At 31.8% G+C, this 22,545-nt stretch carries 23 protein-coding genes and 1 pseudogene; 18 read left to right on the top strand and 6 right to left on the bottom strand.

All coding sequences use genetic code 11. The features are described 5' to 3' along the window. The first annotated feature begins 177 nt into the window (after nucleotides 1-177). From IDG64_RS04430 to IDG64_RS04415, 4 genes are read left to right on the top strand one after another with little or no spacing between them, the layout of a single operon-like run. Entirely contained in the window at nucleotides 178-549 is a 372-nt protein-coding gene (locus IDG64_RS04430; protein ID WP_000413428.1) for a VOC family protein, read from the top strand. Then, complete coding sequence (locus IDG64_RS04425; RefSeq protein ID WP_077477288.1) at nucleotides 488-742, top strand: hypothetical protein; 255 nt, start codon at nucleotides 488-490, stop codon at nucleotides 740-742. The genes IDG64_RS04430 and IDG64_RS04425 overlap by 62 nt, the downstream gene beginning before the upstream one ends. Beyond that, the gene (locus tag IDG64_RS04420; protein ID WP_000256317.1) at nucleotides 743-1,762 is read left to right on the top strand and encodes a LacI family DNA-binding transcriptional regulator; all 1,020 of its coding nucleotides are present in this window, start codon (nucleotides 743-745) and stop codon (nucleotides 1,760-1,762) included. Nucleotides 1,763-1,777: 15 nt separating this feature from the next. Then, complete coding sequence (locus tag IDG64_RS04415) at nucleotides 1,778-3,427, top strand: glycoside hydrolase family 13 protein (protein ID WP_001041916.1); 1,650 nt, start codon at nucleotides 1,778-1,780, stop codon at nucleotides 3,425-3,427. Nucleotides 3,428-3,508: 81 nt separating this feature from the next. Here IDG64_RS04415 and IDG64_RS04410 read toward each other — a convergent pair whose 3' ends face one another. Continuing rightward, a complete protein-coding gene (locus IDG64_RS04410; protein WP_000382585.1) occupies nucleotides 3,509-4,375 on the bottom strand; it encodes an AraC family transcriptional regulator in 867 nt (288 codons plus the stop codon). Nucleotides 4,376-4,604: 229 nt separating this feature from the next. Continuing rightward, nucleotides 4,605-6,089: a glucose-6-phosphate dehydrogenase gene (gene zwf / locus IDG64_RS04405; RefSeq protein WP_000105070.1), complete on the bottom strand. Its 1,485-nt coding sequence runs from the start codon at nucleotides 6,087-6,089 to the stop codon at nucleotides 4,605-4,607. A 312-nt stretch (nucleotides 6,090-6,401) separates the two neighbouring features. Here zwf and rnz point away from each other — a divergent pair, with 312 nt between their 5' ends. After that, nucleotides 6,402-7,322, top strand: a complete 921-nt coding sequence (gene rnz / locus IDG64_RS04400; RefSeq protein ID WP_000454061.1) for a ribonuclease Z — start codon at nucleotides 6,402-6,404, stop codon at nucleotides 7,320-7,322. Between the two features lie 104 nt (nucleotides 7,323-7,426). Here the strand turns inward: rnz and proC are convergent, their stop codons facing one another. Further along, nucleotides 7,427-8,242, bottom strand: coding sequence for a pyrroline-5-carboxylate reductase (proC, locus tag IDG64_RS04395; RefSeq protein WP_000779748.1), 816 nt, complete (start codon nucleotides 8,240-8,242; stop codon nucleotides 7,427-7,429). A gap of 141 nt (nucleotides 8,243-8,383) precedes the next feature. Here proC and IDG64_RS04390 point away from each other — a divergent pair, with 141 nt between their 5' ends. Both IDG64_RS04390 and IDG64_RS04385 read left to right on the top strand, forming a co-directional pair. Beyond that, nucleotides 8,384-9,139 (top strand): SDR family NAD(P)-dependent oxidoreductase, encoded by a 756-nt coding sequence (locus IDG64_RS04390; RefSeq protein ID WP_000678232.1) that lies wholly within the window; start codon nucleotides 8,384-8,386, stop codon nucleotides 9,137-9,139. A 15-nt stretch (nucleotides 9,140-9,154) separates the two neighbouring features. Beyond that, nucleotides 9,155-9,403: a hypothetical protein gene (locus IDG64_RS04385; RefSeq protein ID WP_000995800.1), complete on the top strand. Its 249-nt coding sequence runs from the start codon at nucleotides 9,155-9,157 to the stop codon at nucleotides 9,401-9,403. A 215-nt stretch (nucleotides 9,404-9,618) separates the two neighbouring features. On the opposite strand, the gene IDG64_RS04380 is transcribed toward IDG64_RS04385, so the two are convergent. Beyond that, nucleotides 9,619-10,527, bottom strand: coding sequence for an aldo/keto reductase (locus tag IDG64_RS04380; RefSeq protein WP_001171352.1), 909 nt, complete (start codon nucleotides 10,525-10,527; stop codon nucleotides 9,619-9,621). A gap of 81 nt (nucleotides 10,528-10,608) precedes the next feature. Here IDG64_RS04380 and IDG64_RS04375 point away from each other — a divergent pair, with 81 nt between their 5' ends. The 3 genes from IDG64_RS04375 (at nucleotide 10,609) to xerD (ending at nucleotide 12,641) form a co-directional block, all read left to right on the top strand. Continuing rightward, the gene (locus IDG64_RS04375) at nucleotides 10,609-11,151 is read left to right on the top strand and encodes an NUDIX hydrolase (RefSeq protein ID WP_000365246.1); all 543 of its coding nucleotides are present in this window, start codon (nucleotides 10,609-10,611) and stop codon (nucleotides 11,149-11,151) included. 104 nt (nucleotides 11,152-11,255) lie between these two features. Further along, the gene (gene fur, locus IDG64_RS04370; protein WP_000392691.1) at nucleotides 11,256-11,705 is read left to right on the top strand and encodes a ferric iron uptake transcriptional regulator; all 450 of its coding nucleotides are present in this window, start codon (nucleotides 11,256-11,258) and stop codon (nucleotides 11,703-11,705) included. 48 nt (nucleotides 11,706-11,753) lie between these two features. Beyond that, the gene (xerD, locus tag IDG64_RS04365) at nucleotides 11,754-12,641 is read left to right on the top strand and encodes a site-specific tyrosine recombinase XerD (protein ID WP_000447732.1); all 888 of its coding nucleotides are present in this window, start codon (nucleotides 11,754-11,756) and stop codon (nucleotides 12,639-12,641) included. A 77-nt stretch (nucleotides 12,642-12,718) separates the two neighbouring features. Here the strand turns inward: xerD and IDG64_RS04360 are convergent, their stop codons facing one another. Then, nucleotides 12,719-13,225 carry a DUF309 domain-containing protein gene (locus IDG64_RS04360; protein ID WP_001183437.1) on the bottom strand — a complete coding sequence of 169 codons (507 nt, stop codon included), beginning with the start codon at nucleotides 13,223-13,225 and terminating at the stop codon, nucleotides 12,719-12,721. 91 nt (nucleotides 13,226-13,316) lie between these two features. Between IDG64_RS04360 and IDG64_RS04355 the strand changes: the two genes are divergently transcribed. The 7 genes from IDG64_RS04355 (at nucleotide 13,317) to IDG64_RS04325 (ending at nucleotide 21,109) form a co-directional block, all read left to right on the top strand. Beyond that, the gene (locus IDG64_RS04355) at nucleotides 13,317-14,048 is read left to right on the top strand and encodes a segregation and condensation protein A (protein ID WP_000273371.1); all 732 of its coding nucleotides are present in this window, start codon (nucleotides 13,317-13,319) and stop codon (nucleotides 14,046-14,048) included. Further along, a complete protein-coding gene (gene scpB / locus IDG64_RS04350; RefSeq protein WP_000368656.1) occupies nucleotides 14,041-14,583 on the top strand; it encodes an SMC-Scp complex subunit ScpB in 543 nt (180 codons plus the stop codon). Before IDG64_RS04355 ends, scpB begins: the two co-directional genes overlap by 8 nt. Beyond that, entirely contained in the window at nucleotides 14,576-15,313 is a 738-nt protein-coding gene (locus tag IDG64_RS04345; RefSeq protein WP_000159578.1) for a pseudouridine synthase, read from the top strand. The genes scpB and IDG64_RS04345 overlap by 8 nt, the downstream gene beginning before the upstream one ends. Before the next feature lie 132 nt (nucleotides 15,314-15,445). Continuing rightward, nucleotides 15,446-16,171, top strand: coding sequence for a two-component system response regulator SrrA (gene srrA, locus IDG64_RS04340; RefSeq protein ID WP_000064078.1), 726 nt, complete (start codon nucleotides 15,446-15,448; stop codon nucleotides 16,169-16,171). Next, nucleotides 16,152-17,903 carry a two-component system sensor histidine kinase SrrB gene (gene srrB / locus IDG64_RS04335; protein WP_000987769.1) on the top strand — a complete coding sequence of 584 codons (1,752 nt, stop codon included), beginning with the start codon at nucleotides 16,152-16,154 and terminating at the stop codon, nucleotides 17,901-17,903. The genes srrA and srrB overlap by 20 nt, the downstream gene beginning before the upstream one ends. Nucleotides 17,904-18,147: 244 nt before the next feature. Next, nucleotides 18,148-19,080 carry a DUF1672 domain-containing protein gene (locus IDG64_RS04330; RefSeq protein WP_014533165.1) on the top strand — a complete coding sequence of 311 codons (933 nt, stop codon included), beginning with the start codon at nucleotides 18,148-18,150 and terminating at the stop codon, nucleotides 19,078-19,080. Next, nucleotides 19,067-21,109, top strand: coding sequence for a hypothetical protein (locus IDG64_RS04325; protein WP_001813812.1), 2,043 nt, complete (start codon nucleotides 19,067-19,069; stop codon nucleotides 21,107-21,109). Before IDG64_RS04330 ends, IDG64_RS04325 begins: the two co-directional genes overlap by 14 nt. Before the next feature lie 42 nt (nucleotides 21,110-21,151). Here IDG64_RS04325 and IDG64_RS04320 read toward each other — a convergent pair. Further along, a pseudogene (locus tag IDG64_RS04320) lies at nucleotides 21,152-22,358 on the bottom strand (tyrosine-type recombinase/integrase). 125 nt (nucleotides 22,359-22,483) lie between these two features. Between IDG64_RS04320 and IDG64_RS15140 the strand changes: the two are divergent. Continuing rightward, a partial coding sequence (locus IDG64_RS15140) for a hypothetical protein (RefSeq protein ID WP_234097802.1) occupies nucleotides 22,484-22,545 on the top strand: 62 nt, incomplete at its 3' end.

The raw sequence follows: 22,545 nt of genomic DNA, 5'->3' as shown, positions 1-22,545 counted from the left end.
ATCTTTTGATAAATATAAAAGAGAGTGTGATAGAGTAGCTACAACCTATAAAAAATTACACAAGTATTATCTTTGACCTTAAAAGCATCCCGCCATATTTTTAAGCATTTTGTGAAGTAATAAAATATTTACTGTGTTATGATAGCATGTACTATAGAGAAATAGAGGTATTAACTTATGGAAAAGTTAAATCAAGTTATGTTATATGTTGATGATGTTGACAAAGCGAAAGCATTTTGGACAGAAACTTTAGAATTTGTTGTTGTAAGTGAAACACCGTTAGCTGAGGACTATGTTGCAGTTGAAGTATCACCTACGAAAGATGCTGAAACGTCATTGACGATTATGGCAAAAGAATTTATTGAAAAGTATAGCCCGGAAGTGAACCTAGGAACACCATCTTTAATGTTTAAAGAGAAAAACTTTGATGCATTATACTCAAAATTAAATGATTTAGGTTTAACTGTGCATGATATAGTAGAAATGAATGGTCAACGTGTATTTAATTTTCAAGATGGCCAAGGTAACTATTTTGCAGTTAGTGACTAAAAAATCGATTTTAATATTTATACAAACCTTTATATTGATTTTCGGATTGAATTTCAGTATGAAGGTTTTATTTTTATCGCTTTATGCAATCGTTTGCACAAATCTTTTGACTTTTTTAGAAAGAGTGACTAAACTGTTATTATATAGAGGTTGGAAGCGTTTTCCAATGCAGAAATTAACAGGAGGTGATTAAATGGTTACGATTAAAGATGTTGCACTAAAAGCCGGTGTTTCTCCTTCGACAGTTTCAAGAGTTATAAAAGGAAATAAACGTATTAGCGAAGCGACAATTTCAAAAGTGAAGAAAGTTATGGAAGAATTGAATTATTTTCCTAATACCGCTGCTAGAACTTTAATTACAAACCAAACATATAAAATTGGTTTAGTGTTAAAAGGGTCTGAGGAGCCTATTCGACTGAATCCATTCTACATCAATGTATTGCTAGGGATTTCTGAAACATGTAACCAGCATGGCTATGGTACACAAACGACAGTCTCAAATAATATGAATGATTTAATGGATGAAGTTTATAAAATGATTAAACAACGAATGGTTGATGCGTTTATACTGCTCTATTCAAAAGAAAATGATCCGATTAAACAAATGTTAATTGATGAAAGCATGCCATTTATTGTGATTGGTAAGCCTACATCGGATATAGATCATCAATTTACACATATAGATAATGATAATATATTAGCTTCTGAAAATTTGACACGACATGTTATTGAACAAGGTGTAGATGAATTAATATTTATTACAGAAAAAGGCGATTTTGAAGTTTCGAAAGACAGGATTCAAGGATTTGAAACAGTTGCATCACAATTTAATCTGGATTATCAAATTATTGAGACTAGTAATGAAAGAGAAGTTATTTTTAATTACATGCAAAATCTACATACGCGTTTGAAGGACCCAAATATTAAACAGGCAATCATTTCGTTAGATGCTATGTTACATTTAGCGATTTTAAGTGTCCTATATGAACTTAATATTGAAATTCCGAAAGATGTAATGACAGCAACGTTCAATGATTCTTATTTAACCGAAATTGCGTCACCACCTCAAACCTGTATTGACATCAAGCCTCGAATGTTAGGTCAACAGGCTGGTTCAGCAATTTTAAATATATTGAAAAACAAAGCACAGGATGTTATTGAACTCGTCATTATAGATACAGAATTAAAAATAAGAAAATCAACACAGCGATAGCAAAGGAGTTTTAAAATGAATAAGCAATGGTGGAAAGAAGCAGTAGCATATCAAGTATATCCAAGAAGTTTTAATGATAGTAATCACGATGGTATTGGGGATTTACCTGGAATGATTGATAAATTGGACTACTTAAAAGATTTAGGTATCGATGTCATTTGGCTCAGTCCAATGTTTAAATCACCTAATGATGACAATGGTTATGATATTAGTGACTATCAAGAAATTATGGATGAATTTGGAACGATGGAAGACTTTGATTGTTTATTAAAAGGTGTTCATGATAGAGGCATGAAGCTTATTTTAGATTTAGTTGTAAATCATACATCTGATGAACATCCTTGGTTTATAGAATCTAAATCTAGTAAAGACAATCCCAAACGTGATTGGTATATTTGGCAAGATCCAAAGCCAGATGGCTCTGAACCTAACAACTGGGAAAGTATCTTTAATGGATCTACATGGGAATATGATGCTAATACTGAGCAATATTATTTCCATTTATTCAGTAAAAAACAACCTGATTTGAATTGGGGTAATCCAGAAGTTAGAGATGCTGTATTTGAAATGATGAACTGGTGGTTTGATAAAGGCATTGATGGATTTAGAGTAGATGCAATTACGCATATTAAGAAGACGTTTGAAGCGGGTGACTTACCTGTACCTGAGGGTAAAACATATGCCCCAGCATTTGATGTAGATATGAATCAGCCAGGTATACAAACTTGGTTACAAGAGATGAAAGATCGCTCATTAAGTAAGTATGACATTATGACTGTCGGTGAAGCGAATGGTGTAAGCCCTGATGATGCTGATGACTGGGTCGGGGAAGAAAATGGTAAATTTAATATGATATTCCAATTTGAACATTTGGGACTGTGGAATAGTGGTGATTCTCACTTTGATGTAAATTCGTATAAATCTGTATTAAATAGATGGCAAAAACAACTTGAAAATAAAGGTTGGAATGCGTTGTTTATTGAAAATCACGACCAACCACGACGTGTATCGACGTGGGGTGACGATGACAAGTATTGGTATGAATCAGCAACAAGTCATGCAGCTGTTTATTTCTTGCAACAAGGTACGCCATTCATTTATCAAGGTCAAGAAATTGGTATGACGAATTATCCATTTGAAAGTATTGAAACGTTTAACGATGTTGCTGTTAAAAATGACTATCAAATAGTGAAAGCTCAAGGTGGAGATGTAGACGCTTTACTTGCGAAATATAAAGATGAGAACCGAGATAATTCTCGCACACCAATGCAATGGGATGATACGTTAAATGGAGGATTTACAAATGGTGAACCGTGGTTCCCAGTGAATCCGAATTATAAAACTATCAATGTTGCACAACAATTAGAAGATGAGCATTCAGTATTACAATTTTATAAAGATTTAATTCAATTAAGAAAGTCTAATGATGTATACGTATATGGTCAATTTGATTTAGTAGATGCTGAAAATTCACAAGTTTTTGCGTACACGAGAACATTAAATGAAAAGCAAGTTCTTATTGTAGGTAATCTTACTAACCACGAAGCAGAATTAACTGTACCATTTGATTTAAGCCATGGAGAAGTAAAGCTATTTAATTATGATGCCAAAGTTAATTTAAAACAGTTACGTCCATATGAAGCATGTGTTATCGAACTAAATTAACATATTAATATGCCCCCTAATAGAATCTGAGGCCATTTGTAGACCTATAGATATATTAGGGGGCTTCTTTGTTTTTAATTTTTAATCTTCGTCATAAGGACTCTGTTTAACAGGAATCCAAAGCTGAATTTTAGTGAATGGGTCATTAAATGAAATATCGAGAGGGTACACTTCAACATATAAATCATTTCGTTCATATGGCAATGTTAACTGCAAACTTGATTCAATATAGTACCAAGCTTCATTAGTTGCATAATCAATTTCACCTTGTAAATTGAATTTCGCACAATGTTTGCCAGGTAAAAATCGACTTTCTAAGTGTGCAGGATAACGTTCACTTGGTACACCTACAAATATTTCTAAACCATTTTCAAGAGGACAACTAATAACAAATAGTTCAAATGGACTAACGTCATTATATCGTCGTAACTCTTTAATTTTACCATCAATGAGCAAGTCTTCTAAAAAATCCGGAACATTAAAAGGATGTGACAAATACTTAGTGTCTATAAATCGTGCATATCCAACCAATGAAATATCATCTGTCTCTTCTAATCTGTATGGATAGGGTGCTCTCTCAGTAGTTGATAATTTGATATATAATCGCTCTTGAATTTGTAATTCATCTTTTTTAGTAGAAGCTTGAATAGGTGATACGCCGTGAAAATCACTAAAATCATTTGCAAAATCATTTGAATTTGCATAGTGATATTTTTTAGCGATATCTACAAGTCGTGTAGCACCATTAATCACATCATTTGCAGCGAGTGTCATTTTACGCGCGCGTGCATAAGCTTCTGGAGATAAGCCGACAATCATTTTAAATGATTGATCAAGATGGTATGGCGAAAGACCAACGTAATCACTTAATTCTTGCAAATTGAAAGGCTCTAATAAACGATCTTCAATATAAACAATTGCCTGTTGTATTTGCTTGATAACGTCCAAAACTTTCACTCCAATTAATTCAATCATTTATTTTTATTCTACATTATTTCTATAAATTATACACCCATTTATTCAATGATTATTAAAATAGTTTTGGGCATTGTAAAATATAATTTCATAATATAGTCTAGAAAAAAAGCGAATGATAGAACAATTGATTTACTTGATTCGTAATCAATCCTTGTCATTCGCTCATTTATTTTTGTTTAACATGTGCGTTTTAATTCAATTATTGAATATCGTCCCACCAATGGTTACCATCACGAGCAAGTAGTAAATCACTTTCTAATGGACCATTAGTACCTGATTCATAGTTAGGGAATTCTGGATCAACCATATTCCATTCATCTTGAATTGCATCAACAAATTTCCATGTTGATTTTAATTCTTCCCAGTGCGTGAAGTTAGTGGCATCACCTTTAAGACAATCGAATAATAGATTTTCATATGCATCTACAGTATTCATTTTATCTTGAGCGCTCATTGAATAAGACAATTGAACAGGTTCAGTTTCGATACCTTGTGTATTTTTCTTAGCATTTAGATGTAAAGATACACCTTCATTAGGTTGGATATTGATTACTAATAGGTTTGAATCTAATAGTTTATCAGTTTCATAGTATAAGTTCATTGGTACTTCTTTAAATTCAACGACAACTTGAATTGTTTTAGATTTCATACGTTTACCAGTACGAATATAGAATGGTACACCAGCCCATCTAAAGTTATCAATTGTTAATTTACCTGAAACAAAGGTAGGTGTGTTAGAGTCATCTGCAACGCGATCTTCATCACGGTATGCTTTAACTTGTTTACCATCGATATAGCCTTCGCCATATTGACCACGAACAAAGTTCTTTTTAACATCTTCAGATTGGAAATGACGTAGTGATTTAAGTACTTTTACTTTCTCAGCACGGATATCTTCACTATTTAAACTAATAGGTGCTTCCATAGCTAATAATGCAACCATTTGTAACATGTGATTTTGCACCATATCTTTTAGTGCACCACTTGATTCATAATAACCACCACGATCTTCAACACCTAGTATTTCAGAAGATGTAACTTGGATGTTTGAAATATATTTGTTATTCCATAATGGTTCAAACATCGCATTCGCAAAACGTAATACCTCGATATTTTGAACCATGTCTTTTCCTAAATAGTGGTCAATACGATAAATTTCTTCTTCTTTAAATGATTTACGAATTTGATTGTTTAATGCTTCGGCTGATTTTAAATCACTACCGAATGGTTTTTCGATAACAAGGCGTTTAAATCCTTTTGTATCAGTAAGACCAGAAGATTTTAGATAATCAGAAATAACGCCAAAGAATTGTGGTGCCATTGCTAAATAGAATAGTCGATTACCTTTTAATTCAAATTGGCTATCTAATTCATTACTAAAATCTAGTAATTCTTGATAGCTTTCTTCATTACTAACATCATGTCTATGATAGAAGACATGTTCCATAAACGCGTCAATTTTGTTTGTATCTTTTACGTGCTTTTGAATTGATGATTTTACTTGATTACGGAAATCATCATTAGTAATGTCACGACGTCCAATACCGATGATGGCAATATGTTCATCTAAATTGTCTTGTTGGTAGAGATGGAATATTGATGGAAACAACTTACGATGGCTTAAGTCACCAGTTGCACCAAAGATTGTGATTAAACAAGGGATGTGTTTGTTTTTAGTACTCAAGATTAAAACCTCAATTCTTAATTAGATATATGATTTATTATTATAAGATAATCCATTCAGCAGGTCATTCAATATGCTCGACAGTATGCAGTGTCTTAAATGAAATATCGATTCATGTATCATGTTTAATGTGATACTTATTAATGATAAGTATAACGTAATTGTCAAAATTTATATAGTTATGTCTACGTTAAAGTTAGAAAAATTAACTAGCAAAGACGAATTTTTAACAGATTTTGATTCAAGTATAAATTAAAACTAAATTGATACAAATTTTATGATAAAATGAATTGAAGAAAAGGAGGGGCATATATGGAAGTTACATTTTTTGGAACGAGTGCAGGTTTGCCTACAAAAGAGAGAAATACACAAGCAATCGCCTTAAATTTAGAACCATATTCCAATTCCATATGGCTTTTCGACGTTGGTGAAGGTACACAGCACCAAATTTTACATCATGCAATCAAATTAGGAAAAGTGACACATATATTTATTACTCATATGCATGGCGATCATATTTTTGGTTTGCCAGGATTACTTTCTAGTCGTTCTTTTCAGGGCGGTGAACAAAAGCCGCTTACATTAGTTGGACCAAAAGGAATTAAAGCATATGTGGAAATGTCTATGAATTTATCAGAGTCACATTTAAACTATCCAATTACATATATTGAAATCGATGATCATCTAACATATCATCATGATGGTTTTACTGTAGAAGCGCATTTACTTAATCATGGTATTCCATCATATGGATATAGAGTAATGGCACCTGAAACTACAGGTACAATCAATGTTGAAGCGTTAAAAAACATTGGTCTTGAACCAGGTCCTAAATATCAAGAAGTAAAATCTCATGATACATTTGAACATAATGGTCAAGTTTATCAATCAAAAGATTTTAGAGGTGAGTCCAAACAGGGTCCAGTTGTAGCAATTTTTGGTGATACAAAACCATGTTCTAATGAACATGTGATTTCTAGAAATGCTGATTTGATGGTACATGAAGCGACCTATATTGATGGTGAAAAGCATTTAGCCAACAATTATCATCATAGCCATATTGAAGACGTATTTGCATTGATAAAAGAAGCCAATGTTAAACGTACGTTGATTACACATTTGAGCAATCGCTATAATACAGAAGATATAAATGAAATTTATCAAACATTGATACAAAATGAAGATACACCTAATTTTAATTTTGTAAAAGATTTTGATAGTTTTAAAATCTAATGACAAAGTAATAAACAATGCTTGCCAAATAACAATAAATTATAAAAATAACCCGTCAAACACAGTGCTTGCGATGATGCATACATGTGTTGGCGGGTTTGTTTTTATTGGTCTTCTATATTAGAAAGTTCAATACTACGGTCGACGGCAGCGTTTAGACAATCTTCGAAAATAGATACTAAATCATATTGTGACAATGTATCAAGGCCAGCTTGTGTCGTACCACCTTTAGAGGTAATATTTTTTCTTAATTGAGCCATGCTCAAATCTGAACGTTCAATCATCTTACTTGTACCTATAATAAGGTTGCGTATAGATTCTTCAACTTGTTCTTTTTCTAGACCAAGTTTCGTACCAGCTTTAACATATTGCTCGAATACATGATATAAAAATGCTGGGCCGCTTCCGGTGATAGCTGTTACTTGATGTAAATGATCTTCTGATACTTCAATTACAGAACCAAATGCTTTAACTAAATCGTTAATTTCATCTTTAGATTTAGGGTCAAAGTTGTTTGAAAAACTAATGCCAGTAACAGAGTGTCCAACTTGCGCATTTGTGTTTGGCATAATTCTAGCAACTGGATTTTGGCATTCTAATTGTTGTTTAATATAATCAATCGGAATACCTGCCATAATTGAAATGAAGCAATTGTCTTTTGTAATATGTGGTTTGATGCGTGTTGCTAGAGCATCAAAGTCATGTGGTTTGGTACCTAAAAATACATAATCTGCATCTTTTAATAATGTCGCATCATCATAACTATAGTTAACACCTAGTTTTTCAGCGAATGCTTTTAAAGCTTGTTCATTAGATTTATTTGTTAAATATATATCATTGGCATCTAAGTTGCTTGAGTTAATAATTCCTGTAAATATAGCTTGTGCCATATTACCAGCTCCATAAAATACGAGTTTCATTAACGTCACATCCCTTTAGTTTTTGATTTGTATGTTATATTTTCTTATTATTGTATATATATTAGGAAAGATAATCAACTTGTCTCAATTATACAGAGACGATAAATTGCATTCTATATAATTGAAAAGGAAGGTTAATTGATGAAAGGACAACATTTTATAGTGACTGGTGGTACGAGTGGTTTAGGTTTATCGATTGTCCGAAAGTTACTAGAAAATAAAGTGCATGTAACGTTGTTGGTGCGTGATGTTGATAAAGCAACTAGAATCTTTGAACAAGAATTGGGGAAAACTATAAATGTTATTCCTTGTGACTTAAATGATTTGAAGTCGATACAGGCACTGCAATTTGAAGACAATACATCATTCGATGGATTCATTTATAGTGCAGGTTTAGGTTATTTCAAATCTATTTCAGACCATAGTTTTTCAGAAATGATTGAAACGTATCAGCTTAATTTAATTAGTTTTAATGTTTTATATACTGTGTTGAGACCATATTTAACATCTAACGCACATATTGTAGGTATTTCAAGTCAAGCTGCATTTTCCACACAAGCAAATGCTGCACATTATGGGGCATCGAAAGCAGGGTTTTATGCATTAATGAATGCTTTAAGACTAGAGTCACCAAACTTACATATCATGACAGTTAATGTTGGCCCGATTGATACACCTTTTCATCAAAAAGCCGACCCATCAATGAAGTATGCTAAAAAGATGGGGGAAATTATGCTTGATGCTAATCAGCTTGCAGAAGATATCATTTATGGCATTAAAACAAAACAATTGGAAATTAATCGGCCTAAATGGATGCATCATGCGTTGAAAATGTATCAAATTGCGCCTAGATTTTTTGAACGATGTTTCCCTAAATTATTTAAAAATAAAGCATAAATAGGTGGGATGGCAATGAACTGTCAATCGGAGAGTGTGGTAAGACTTTGTGTACGATATGCGGAACAACTATCAGTATTTGAAGAATTTACAGTGCTGGATATTTTAGGCGATATTTCTGTAGACCAAATTTCAGACGGTACATTATATTATACTTGTGAAAAATTCAAACTACTTGTGTTGCAAGGAAATGTGCTGGGTGTACAAATAATAACTAATAATGATGAATCAACATGCGAAGTGAAATATAGAAAGATGTTTTAATAAAATTATTAAGAGATGAAGTGGCAGAAGTTTGCTTAAGGCAATGCCGCAAGGCGAAATTACTAAATACTGATGCGTGAGGACAACGCTTTAATTTCTATCATAAGTGAGTAATCATAATCATAAATTATAGCGAATTGTACATAAACAACAGCAGTAAGGCATTTTTATAATGAAACGCCTCATGCTGCTGTTTTTATTACTGAAAATGACTTCTACACTAAATGATTGGTATATTCCAAATCCTTTACACGAGCTCTTGCTGTTTTAATCTGATCTAAACTAACTTTAGTATGATAGTTTTCAATATTTTCTTTTAATTGGTCGACGCTACTTGCACCTACAATGATGGAACCAAGCACGTCATGTGATGTTAAATAACTAAATGTCAATGCAGATAAATTACTTTCAATTTCTTTAATAGAGGCTATTGTTTCACCCAATTCATCATGAGAATAATCAAAAATACCATCTTTAAATTTATTGTCGAGCACATTAACACTGTTTGAAGTTAATAATCCTTTAGACACAGGTCCTCTTGCCAATACTTTAACATCATTGTTGTGAATTGCATCTAATAATGATTCTGGACGATTATCAATCAAATTGAATTGAGACATTATCGTTTCGATTTGACTATGTTTTAAATAATAATCAATTACATTTGGGCGAATAGAAGAAATACCGTAAGCACGTATAATTCCTTCTTGTTTCAATTCATCAAATGCGCTTATTGTTTCGTCTAATGGGTCATCAATGGTTCCGCCATGAAGTTGATATAAATCGATATGATCGATACCTAAACGCTTTAGTGAACCTTTAACTGCCTCTTTAATATAGGATTTACTCGGATCCCATTTTGTACTGCCATCTTTTGTTAAACGATTGCCTACTTTTGTACCAATGACAATATCATCGCGTTGTTGATATTTAAGAAGTGCCTTACCAACAACTGATTCATTTATACCTTTATCGTACATATCTGCTGTATCAAAATAAGTGATACCATTTTCAACAGCACAATCTATAATTTGTTCGGCTTTTTTTAAATCTGTACCTAAACTCATGCAACCTAGACCTAATTCAGATAATGAAATACCACTTTTTAATATATTTTTTTGCATGTCTGTTCTCCTTTCGATACACTTTAGCTAACAAGCATAGTGTATCAATATATAATATGAATTTAAAGGAACGTGATTATAATGGATTTAAATGAAAAAACAATTGATCGAACAGTTATTTATAATGGCAAAATTGTAGATGTAGAAATTCATACAGTGACATTACCAAACGGTGAAACGTCAACAAGAGAATTAGTTTATCATAATGGTGCAGTTGCTGTTTGTGCAGTGACACCTAAAAAAGAAGTCGTATTAGTGAAACAGTATCGTAAACCAGTAGAAAAACCATTGCTAGAAATTCCAGCTGGTAAATTAGAAGATGATGAAGATAGAGTCGAAGCGGCAAAGCGTGAATTAGAAGAAGAAACAGGATATATTGCCAAAGAGTTAACACATGTTGTAGATATGTATGGTTCACCAGGTTTTTGCGATGAACAATTATCAATATATTTTACGGATAATTTAGAAGAAGGTACAGTTCACTTAGATGAAGATGAATTTGTCGAAGTCATTAAAGTTCCGATTGAGAATGTTAAATCGATGCTAATGAATAAAGAAATAGAAGATGCGAAGACTATCATTGCATTGCAACACCTATTATTAAATTATAATCATTCTAAATAACAAATGAGAAAAGCTTGCATTTTATTGAGAAAACTGTTAGTTTTAATTGTGAAGTTTGAAATAATTTGTAATGATTTTAATTATTAGTAGGGGAGTGGACATCGTTGGAAGAACGATTAAATCGCGTTAAGCAACAATTACAACAATCATCATATAAGCTAACGCCACAACGCGAAGCTACTGTTAGAGTTCTAATTGAAAATGAAAAAGATCATCTAAGTGCTGAAGACGTATATCTGAAAGTAAAAGATAAAGCGCCTGAAATTGGCTTGGCGACAGTATACAGAACGTTAGAGTTGTTAGCTGAACTAAAAGTTGTCGACAAAATTAACTTTGGTGATGGCGTCGCTCGTTTTGATTTAAGAAAAGAAGGCGCAAAACATTTCCACCATCATTTAGTATGTATGGAATGTGGTCGTGTAGATGAAATCGATGAAGATTTGTTACCAGAAGTTGAAAATCGAGTTGAAAATGAGTTCAATTTTAAAATTTTAGATCATCGTTTAACTTTCCATGGTGTGTGTGAAACGTGCCAAGCTAAAGGTAAAGGATAGTAAATTGCGTAGGTTAAATTAACCTTCGCTTTTTTTAGAGGTGTGGTTATGGAAACAATTATTGAAGAATATTTGCGTTTTATACAAATTGAAAAAGGACTAAGTTCTAACACAATTGGTGCTTATAGACGTGATTTGAAAAAGTATCAAGATTATATGACTGAACATCATATCTCGCATATTGATTTTATAGATCGACAATTAATTCAAGAGTGTTTGGGGCATTTAATAGACCAAGGGCAATCTGCTAAATCTATTGCGCGATTTATTTCAACAATCCGTAGTTTTCATCAATTTGCTATAAGAGAAAAATATGCGGCGAAAGATCCAACGGTATTATTAGATTCACCAAAATATGACAAAAAATTGCCTGACGTTTTAAATGTTGACGAAGTGTTGGCTTTATTAGAAACGCCGGATCTAAATAAAATTAATGGTTATCGTGATCGTACGATGTTAGAACTTCTGTACGCAACGGGAATGCGTGTATCTGAATTGATACATTTAGAGTTAGAGAACGTGAACTTAATAATGGGATTTGTACGCGTATTTGGTAAAGGCGATAAAGAAAGAATTGTACCATTAGGCGACGCAGTCATTGAGTACTTAACTACTTATATTGAAACGATTAGACCGCAACTTTTAAAAAAGACTATTACCGAAGTCTTATTTTTAAATATGCATGGTAAACCTTTATCGCGACAAGCAATATGGAAAATGATTAAACAAAATGGTGTAAAGGCAAACATTAAAAAGACGTTAACGCCACATACGTTACGCCACTCTTTTGCGACACATTTATTGGAAAATGGCGCAGATTTAAGAGCAGTGCAAGAGATGTTAGGTCACTCTGACATATCTACTACCCAACTCTATACACATGTTTCGAAATCTCAAATTAGAAAAATGTATAACCAATTTCATCCTAGAGCATAAAGTGAACCATAACTCAAAAGTCACAATACACATGACTAAAAATGTCTGTGCTATTGTGGCTTTTTTAAATTGGTTGATTAATTACTTCTATGTTTTCTTAATTGAATCGCTTCTTCTTTTGCTGCAATCACTTCTGAACGATCACGGCGCATGTGATGGTCTACAATAAAAGGATCTGTTGCTGTTTCCTGATTATAATCATAGTCTGGATAGTTGGCCTTGATGATGCGTTCAAAGACTGGAGTTATTGGTAATATAACAGATGAAAAAGGCTTTGCTGCATTCAATTTTGCAATCTGTTGCTCAATTAACAACTGATAATCATTTAAATTAAGGTATAACGTATCTCTGTCTTTAGCATTTTGTATTATTTCTTTAGATTTATTAAAAGACTTATAGGCGCCTTTTAAATTATTGCGGCGATAATGGTAACAAGCAGTTGCAAACAAGATTAAACTAACAACTGCATCTTGCTTACTGTAGTTATTTTCAGCTTTCCATGCATCTTCTAAAATGTCATGACATAGGAAATAATGTTGCTTAGTATGAAATTGATAATAGAAATTTATCAGTGCCTGTTGCATTTTGTTATCACCCCAATTTAAAAGTAAGTTATTTTCATGCTATAATATTTTAGAGAATTATGCACATATGACGCAATACGAGGTAGATATTATGTATGAAGTTAAATTAGATGCTTTCAATGGACCATTAGATTTATTGTTGCATCTTATCCAAAAATTTGAAATAGATATTTATGATATTCCTATGCAAGCATTAACAGAGCAGTATATGCAGTACGTTCATGCAATGAAACAGCTTGAAATTAATATTGCAAGTGAATACCTAGTATTAGCGTCAGAACTCTTAATGATTAAAAGTAAGATGCTATTACCACAATCAACATCAGATATGGATGTTGATGATGACCCACGGGAAGATTTAGTTGGGCGTTTAATAGAATATCAAAATTATAAAGAATATACTGCTATTTTAAATGACATGAAAGAAGAAAGAGATTTTTATTTTACAAAAAGACCGACAGATTTATCTCATTTGGAAACAGATGAATCTTGGGATCCAAATCATACGATTGATTTAACTGAATTAATTGTAGCTTATCAAAGAGTTAAAAATAGAGTTGAGTTAAATACACCTAAATCTGTTGAAATCCGAAAAGAGACATTTACCATTCAACAAGCTACAGAACAAGTGACATCGAGATTGAAAGATAAAGATCATTTTAACTTCTTTAGTCTGTTTACGTTTTCTGAGCCAATTGAACAAGTAGTCACTCACTTTTTAGCTATTTTAGAGATGTCAAAAGCAGGAATAATTAATATTGAGCAACAACGTAATTTTGAAGATATTAACATTATTAGAGGAGTGAACTACCATTTTGGATAATCATGGTATATTAGAGTCGCTTTTATTTACAGCTGGCGATGAAGGTTTAGATGAAAAACAACTATTAGAAATATTAGATATGTCGAAAGACCAACTCGTTGAATTAATTGAAAATTATTCATCACATGGATTAATGATACAACGATTTGGAACGACGTATGTTTTAACGACTAAAAAAGAAGCGGCAACGTATATTGAACAATTAATTGAACAAAAGTCACAAATGAAATTATCACAAGCAGCAATGGAAGTACTATCAATTATTGCTTATAACCAGCCATTATCAAGAAGTGATATTGAATTAATTCGTAGTATCAATTCAGATGGTGCAGTTAAGACATTGATTGCCAAAGGACTAGTTGAGGCTAAAGTGGTTAATGAACAGCGTAGCCAACAGTTAATTACTACTGATTTATTTTTAAATGTATTTGGTATTTCCAATATAGAAGATTTGCCGACAACTGAAGAAGACGATGAAGAAATGGATGCTTTTTTCAGTAATCTAGTCAATCAAAAAGGAGAAAATAATGACTAAAGAATTAGAACGATTACAAAAACGTATAGCTAATAGCGGTTATACTTCAAGACGTAAGGCAGAAACTTTAATTTCTGAAGGAAAAGTGAAAGTGAATGGTACGACTGTCACTGAATTAGGAACAAAAGTGAAGCCATCAGATACGATTGAAGTTGAAGGTATTAAAATAGAACTAGAAGACAAAATTTACATTTTATTCCATAAACCAACTCAAGTGATAACAAGTGTATCTGATGATAGAGGACGTACAGTGGTTACAGATTACTTTAAAGATATAGAAGCACGTATTTATCCTGTTGGTCGTTTAGACTATGATACTTCTGGATTGTTATTACTCACAAATGATGGTGAATTTACTAATTTAATGACACATCCAAGATATCAAATTAAGAAAAAATATGTTGCGAAATTAAAAGGTTATTTAATGAGAGAAGAAGTGAAAGCGCTAGAAAAAGGTATTGAATTAGAAGATGTTATGACGCAACCGGCTGAAGTGAAAGTTAAGAAACAAGATAAAGATAAAAACACAACATTGGTTGAAATTACAATTACAGAAGGTCGTAATCGCCAAGTCAGAAGAATGTTCGAACATTTTGGTCATCAAGTGACGAAACTGTCTCGTATTGAATATGGGCCTTTAAATGTTGTCGGTTTGAATGCTGGTGAAGGACGTGTATTGACGCCTCATGAAGTAAAAGTGATGCGTCATTTAGCAGAACATGGGAAATAATTAAATAAAATATGTATTTATCACAAAGTTTGAGAATTTTTTCACAAAATTTTAGGTTTTTAATAACTGTATGCGCTTTCCTGTGATATAATACTTTTGTAAAGAAAAGCATGTGTGGGAGGTATGACCTGTATGTCGAACGAAATACTTATCGTAGATGATGAGGATAGAATCAGAAGATTACTTAAAATGTATTTAGAAAGAGAATCTTTTGAAATCCATGAAGCAAGTAATGGCCAAGAGGCTTATGAACTTGCAATGGAGAATAATTATGCTTGCATACTACTAGATTTAATGTTGCCTGAAATGGATGGTATCCAGGTGGCAACTAAATTGCGTGAACATAAACAAACACCGATTATTATGTTGACTGCTAAAGGTGAAGAAACAAACCGTGTTGAAGGTTTTGAATCTGGTGCAGATGATTATATCGTCAAACCATTTTCACCAAGAGAAGTAGTCTTAAGAGTTAAAGCACTTCTAAGAAGAACGCAATCTACAACTGTAGAACAAAGCGAACCTCACGCACGTGATGTGATTGAATTTAAACATTTAGAAATAGATAATGATGCACATCGCGTACTTGCTGATAATCAAGAAGTTAATTTGACTCCTAAAGAGTACGAATTATTAATATATTTAGCTAAAACACCAAATAAAGTATTTGACCGTGAACAATTATTAAAAGAAGTTTGGCATTATGAATTCTATGGTGATTTAAGAACAGTTGATACTCATGTTAAACGACTTAGAGAAAAGTTAAATCGTGTGTCTAGTGAAGCTGCGCATATGATTCAAACAGTCTGGGGCGTTGGGTATAAATTTGAGGTTAAATCTAATGATGAGCCGGCTAAATAGTGTCGTAATTAAACTGTGGTTAACTATTATTTTAATAGTGACGACAGTTTTAATTTTATTAAGTATTGCTTTAATTACCTTTATGCAATACTATTTCACACAAGAAACCGAAAATGCCATAAGAGAAGATGCTAGACGTATAAGTTCACTGGTCGAACAATCACATAATAAAGAAGAAGCAATAAAATATAGTCAAACATTAATTGAAAATCCTGGTGGGTTGATGATTATAAATAATAAACATCGTCAATCAACGGCTTCACTTTCTAATATTAAAAAGCAAATGTTGAATGAAGTAGTCAACAACGACCATTTTGACGATGTGTTTGATAAAGGTAAATCTGTTACTCGAAATGTAACGATTAAAGAAAAGGGCTCATCTCAAACATATATTTTGTTAGGCTATCCAACAAAAGCACAGAAGAATAGTCATAGCAAATATAGTGGAGTCTTTATATATAAAGACTTGAAATCAATCGAAGATACAAATAATGCTATTACGATTATCACTATAATTACGGCTGTTATTTTCTTAACAATTACAACAGTCTTTGCGTTTTTCTTATCATCAAGAATTACAAAACCTTTAAGACGTTTAAGAGACCAAGCTACACGTGTATCTGAAGGGGATTACTCTTATAAACCTTCTGTCACAACGAAAGATGAAATTGGTCAATTATCGCAGGCATTTAATCAGATGAGTACAGAAATCGAAGAGCATGTCGACGCATTATCCACATCTAAAAATATTAGAGACAGCTTAATTAACTCTATGGTAGAAGGTGTCCTAGGTATTAATGAGAGTCGACAAATTATCTTATCTAATAAGATGGCGAATGATATTATGGACAATATTGATGAAGATGCTAAAGCTTTCTTATTAAGACAAATTGAAGATACTTTTAAATCAAAACAAACGGAAATGCGTGATTTAGAAATGAATGCACGATTCTTTGTTGTGACCACAAGCTATATCGACAAGATTGAACAGGGAGGTAAAAGTGGTGTTGTTGTGACAGTTCGTGATATGACTAATGAGCACAATCTAGATCAAATGAAGAAAGATTTCATTGCTAATGTATCACATGAATTACGTACACCGATATCATTACTTCAAGGTTATACTGAATCAATTGTAGATGGTATTGTTACAGAACCGGATGAAATAAAAGAATCGCTTGCCATTGTCCTTGATGAATCGAAACGTTTAAATCGTTTAGTTAATGAATTGTTAAATGTCGCACGCATGGATGCTGAAGGGTTATCCGTAAATAAAGAAGTTCAGCCTATTGCAGCGTTACTAGATAAGATGAAAATTAAGTATCGCCAACAAGCTGATGATTTAGGTCTAAATATGACTTTTAATTATTGTAAGAAGCGTGTTTGGAGTTATGATATGGATCGCATGGACCAAGTACTAACGAACTTAATTGATAATGCATCACGTTATACGAAACCTGGAGATGAAATTGCAATTACTTGTGATGAAAATGAAAGCGAAGATATTTTATACATTAAAGATACAGGCACAGGCATTGCACCAGAACATTTACAACAAGTATTTGATCGTTTTTATAAAGTTGATGCAGCGAGAACGCGAGGTAAACAAGGTACCGGTTTAGGTTTGTTCATTTGTAAAATGATTATCGAAGAGCATGGTGGTTCCATAGATGTTAAAAGCGAATTAGGAAAAGGCACAACATTTATTATTAAACTACCAAAACCAGAATAAAACTGAATATAGTTATTTAAGAACGCATGTTATTGATTAGAGACTCTAATTTATAGCATGCGTTTTTTGATTGATGTGGGGAATTTTGTATGTGGATTACGATTTAGGATTTTTGTGAATAACAACTATTAAATATATTACTAATTTATACAAAAATATAAAGTTTGATAAAGTTATTTATTTGATTATAAAAATAGGGTAAAATATAGATATATTGTAATAATTAAATTATTCGAGGTGTCATATGAAAAAATTCATTGGATCAGTTTTAGCTACGACATTAATTTTAGGGGGATGTTCCACGATGGAAAATGAATCAAAAAAAGACACAAAAACAGAAACAAAATCTGTACCAGAAGAAATGGAAGCTTCAAAATATGTAGGTCAAGGCTTCCAACCACCTGCAGAAAAAGATGCGATTGAATTTGCGAAGAAGCATAAAGATAAAATTGCCAAACGAGGCGAACAATTTTTTATGGATAACTTCGGTCTAAAAGTTAAAGCTACCAATGTTGTAGGTAGTGGCGACGGTGTAGAAGTTTATGTGCATTGCGATGACCACGATATCGTATTTAATGCGAGTATTCCATTTGATAAATCAATTATTGACAGTGATAGCTCATTAAGAAGTGAGGATAAGGGCGATGATATGAGTACTTTAGTTGGTACAGTACTCAGTGGATTTGAATATCGAGCACATAAGCAAGAGTTGGATAGTTTAACAGAAGTTTTGAAAGAATATAAAAGTAAATATAAATATACTGGTTATACAGAAAATGCAATTATGAAAACGCAGAATAGTGGTTTTAGAAATGAATATTATTATTTGACTGCAATTCCATATACTTTAGATGAATATAAAAAGTATTTTCAACCCTTAATCAAAGAGGATGATAAGACTTTTAGGGACGGTATGAAAAACTCAAAAAAACAACTTAAAGATAAATCTCGTCCATATGTTGTTACAACTTTATTTAGCACTAAAGACAATTACACTAAAGATAATACAATAGACGAGATGATTGATTTTTCTGAAGTACTAAAAAAGAAAAAGAATATTCCTCATGATTTGAATGTTTCTCTTCAAATTACTGATAAATATATAAATTCAGCAAGACCTAGTTACAGTAAGAAAGATTCAATAGAAGTAGGAGTATTTAATCATGAAAAAAATTAATGATAGAGATTTAGCAGAATTAAGTGGATACTGGGCATATCAAGATTTGGACAAAAGATATGTAATTAGAGTAAATAATAATAAATATAGACTAATTGAAGATTATTCAGATAATCCTAATTCTAAAAGTTTTGGTGGTACAGATGCAAAAGTTTTTGAATTGGTAAATAGCAATAATGAATTAACAGGACAACAAGCTATTATCTTCCAAGGTACAAATAATAATAAGAGTATCGGAAGCAACAATCCTTTTCGTGGGAAGGTTGCTGATGATTGGATTGAAAATATAAAGTTAATGAATGATAAAAATAAGTCAACTTCTTTATTAGAACAAAATAATGCTTATATTAAATCGTATGAACAGAAACTAAAAGATGCAGATACACTTAAAAGCTCTGATTTTTTAAGGAAATATAAGCAAAATCCGTCTACGTATAAAAACAAAACTATTAAGTCTGATGGAGGCAATTCTCAAGGGGGAGCAAGTGCTAACCATCAAGGTTTGATTAATCCGGATAAAAATATAGTTTCGACAAACCCTGCCATGTTACCAAAGTCAATATGGGAAAATTTCAAATCTCAAAATTTTAAAAATATGATTAATTATCATAGCAAGTTTGATATTTTATCTTGGCTACAGGATCCATTTGCCACTCCGACACTAGGAAAACGAGTGAATTTAGAAACTGGTGTGCCAACGATGGATGGATTAGTAAATAGTCATTTAGGTTATAAAAGAAAATTACATCCAAGATATAATACTTATACGGATTTAGCAGTTTATAAAATTAAATCAGTTAAAGATACTATGATTAAAAATGGTAAAAAAGTCAAAAAAACTATTGAAATCGATATAAATATGGATGATAGAATTCCAATTAATGTGTGGACAGGAGATTCAATAGCGAGAACGGGTAAAGGGACTCCTATAAAATTAAATCTAGAAAATCTTAGTGCATTAAGTAATTTGGTAACTGGTGAAACAAGTAATATGTTAACCGATTGTGTAAATTATTTGAATGAGAGCTATAATATTTCACAGGTTGAAAATTCTAATTTTGGAGAAAGAAAACATAAACTTAAACAAGATTTTAAAAAGATTGTCGAAGTTGATATCCTTGAAGGAATGAGTAGGGAATTAACTTCTTTTAAACAGGATGTATTTAGCGCAATTGATGATGTCAAAAAAAATCTTGTCGTAATAATCTTAATAGCTCCAGCAGCTGGAGTCCTTATTCTTGAATTAAATACTATTGAAGAAATTCTTGAAGATTTAGATAAAAAATTACAACGTGGCATAGAAAGTTTACATGATTCACTTGATAACGTAATTAAAGAAATGTTTAAAAATTTAGATCATGATTTTGAAGATGGCGTGACAGAGGAAATGATGAAGCATTTAAATGTTGTGAATAATAATATAAATTTTGTGAAAAAGCAAAATGATGTATATGGAGAGCAGATAACCGATATTAAAAATATAATGTCTCATCAAGATGCAACGGTAATGGATGGAAACTTATCTATTAATTATAGTGGTGAACATATGATTTCGGGTCAAGTACAATCTTCTAATTATTTAACTAGAAAAATGACAATTTTAAAAAACCATATTGATAATGCAGTTAACAAAATTAGTGATTATGTTCAAGAAACTTACAATAATTATTTTGAACCAGTATTAAACTACATTCTTGAAGTTATACATTCGGTAGAAACAGCTGTGAGACATATTTATGAAATAAGCAGTTTAATATATAAATCAGGAATGAAAATAAAGATAAAGGCAATGGGAATAAATGTTGACGAAATTGATAAAATGCTTGAAGTTTTAAAAAGTAAACTTAAAAACTTAGACGAATTTTTAAATAATTTAAAAATAGCTTCGCCGATTTTAGAAAATCACTTAGATGATATAGTTAGAAATATGAAACCGTTAATTGTTAATCAGATTTTTGAACCATCTCATTATGATGATATGTTTATTTCAAGAAAAGCTTTAACGCCAGTGTTCTCAAGCGTTTTATAAAGCTTATAAAAAATATAAGGGCAAAAAAAGGGCAGATTTAAGCTAACTTGGAATGTTTTCGAGTTTTTGAGTTAGTTCTCTATCCATTTTTTCAGTTACATGAGTATATATGCGAATGGTTGTTTTTTCATCTACATGTCCTACCCTTTTCATAATTGCTTTTAAAGAAACATTCATTTCTACTAATAAAGTTATGTGTGTATGTCTAAATGTGTGCGTGGTAACTTTCTTATTCATATTTAAAGCTTTTGTAGTTTTCTTAAGCACACCGGCGATTTGATTATTACATAAAGGATTCCCTTTTTTTGTTGTGAATATGAACCCTCTGTCAACATAGCTCGAATTCCATCTTTTCAACATTTTGTTTTCCAGTATTATCTTTTTAAAAATTTCTACGGTTCTAGAATTGATGCTGATACTTCTTTTTGAACTTATAGTCTTTGTAGTGTCTTTGTATCCGAATCCTTCCTCGTATTTAATGCGGTGAATTGTACCTGTTATATTGATAGTTTTGTTTAATAAATCTATTATCTTTTTCCTGCAGTGCTTGTAGTTCTCCTATGCGCATACCAGTTAAAGCCTGTACTTCTAAGATGCTGGCAATTAAAATGCGATTTCGCTTGTGTAACTTATTATCATTTAGTATATGATCACGTATCTGTAGGACTTGGTTCATTTCTAAATAGTTGTACATTTTAGATTCATCTTTTTCGATATCCTCTATTGTTTTTCTTCTTTTAGGAATTTTGACATTAGTTAACAAATATTCATTTGGATAATTGTAAAATTTAACTGCATATTTAATAGCTCCTTTCATATCTCCGAGTTGACGGGTTACTTGATTTTGAGAATAGATATCTGATAATTTATTAATAAATATCTGCATATATTTTGTATCAAGTTTGTTTAAAAGCAAGTTCTCAGAGCAGTATCGTTTAATGTTTTTAATTCTTATTTTTATATTATTAAGAGTAGTCAACTTTGAACCTGATGTTTTTATATGATATTCAAGCCATTCATCTAATAGCGCGTGAAAAGTCAAAGTTTTTAATTCGCTTGACGACTTGTTGTTCAGTTTTTCTTTTATTTTTTCTTCTAAACGAAACATTGCTTCTTTTTGAGATTGTTTTGTATTCTTGTTCAACACAACACTTACGCGCTTCCATTTATCTGTGTATGGATCTTTGTACTTCTCGTAATATCTGTATTTAGTTTCGTTATTTTTGTTTTTAAATTTTTCAATCCACATGTTTATACCTCCTGAGAGAACGTACGTTCTGTAAATTTGTAAAAAATAATAAGGGTAGGTGGGCTACCCAAAATTTAGTACTAGGTACTAAATATGTTATAATAAAATAAAAAGTAGGTGATAAGATGACTCAATTTCTAGGGGCGCTTCTTCTTACAGGAGTTTTAGGTTACATACCATATAAATA

This window comes from Staphylococcus sp. EG-SA-15, assembly GCF_017151895.1.
Taxonomy (GTDB): domain Bacteria; phylum Bacillota; class Bacilli; order Staphylococcales; family Staphylococcaceae; genus Staphylococcus; species Staphylococcus aureus.
This window is presented reverse-complemented; position numbering and strand designations above follow the sequence as displayed.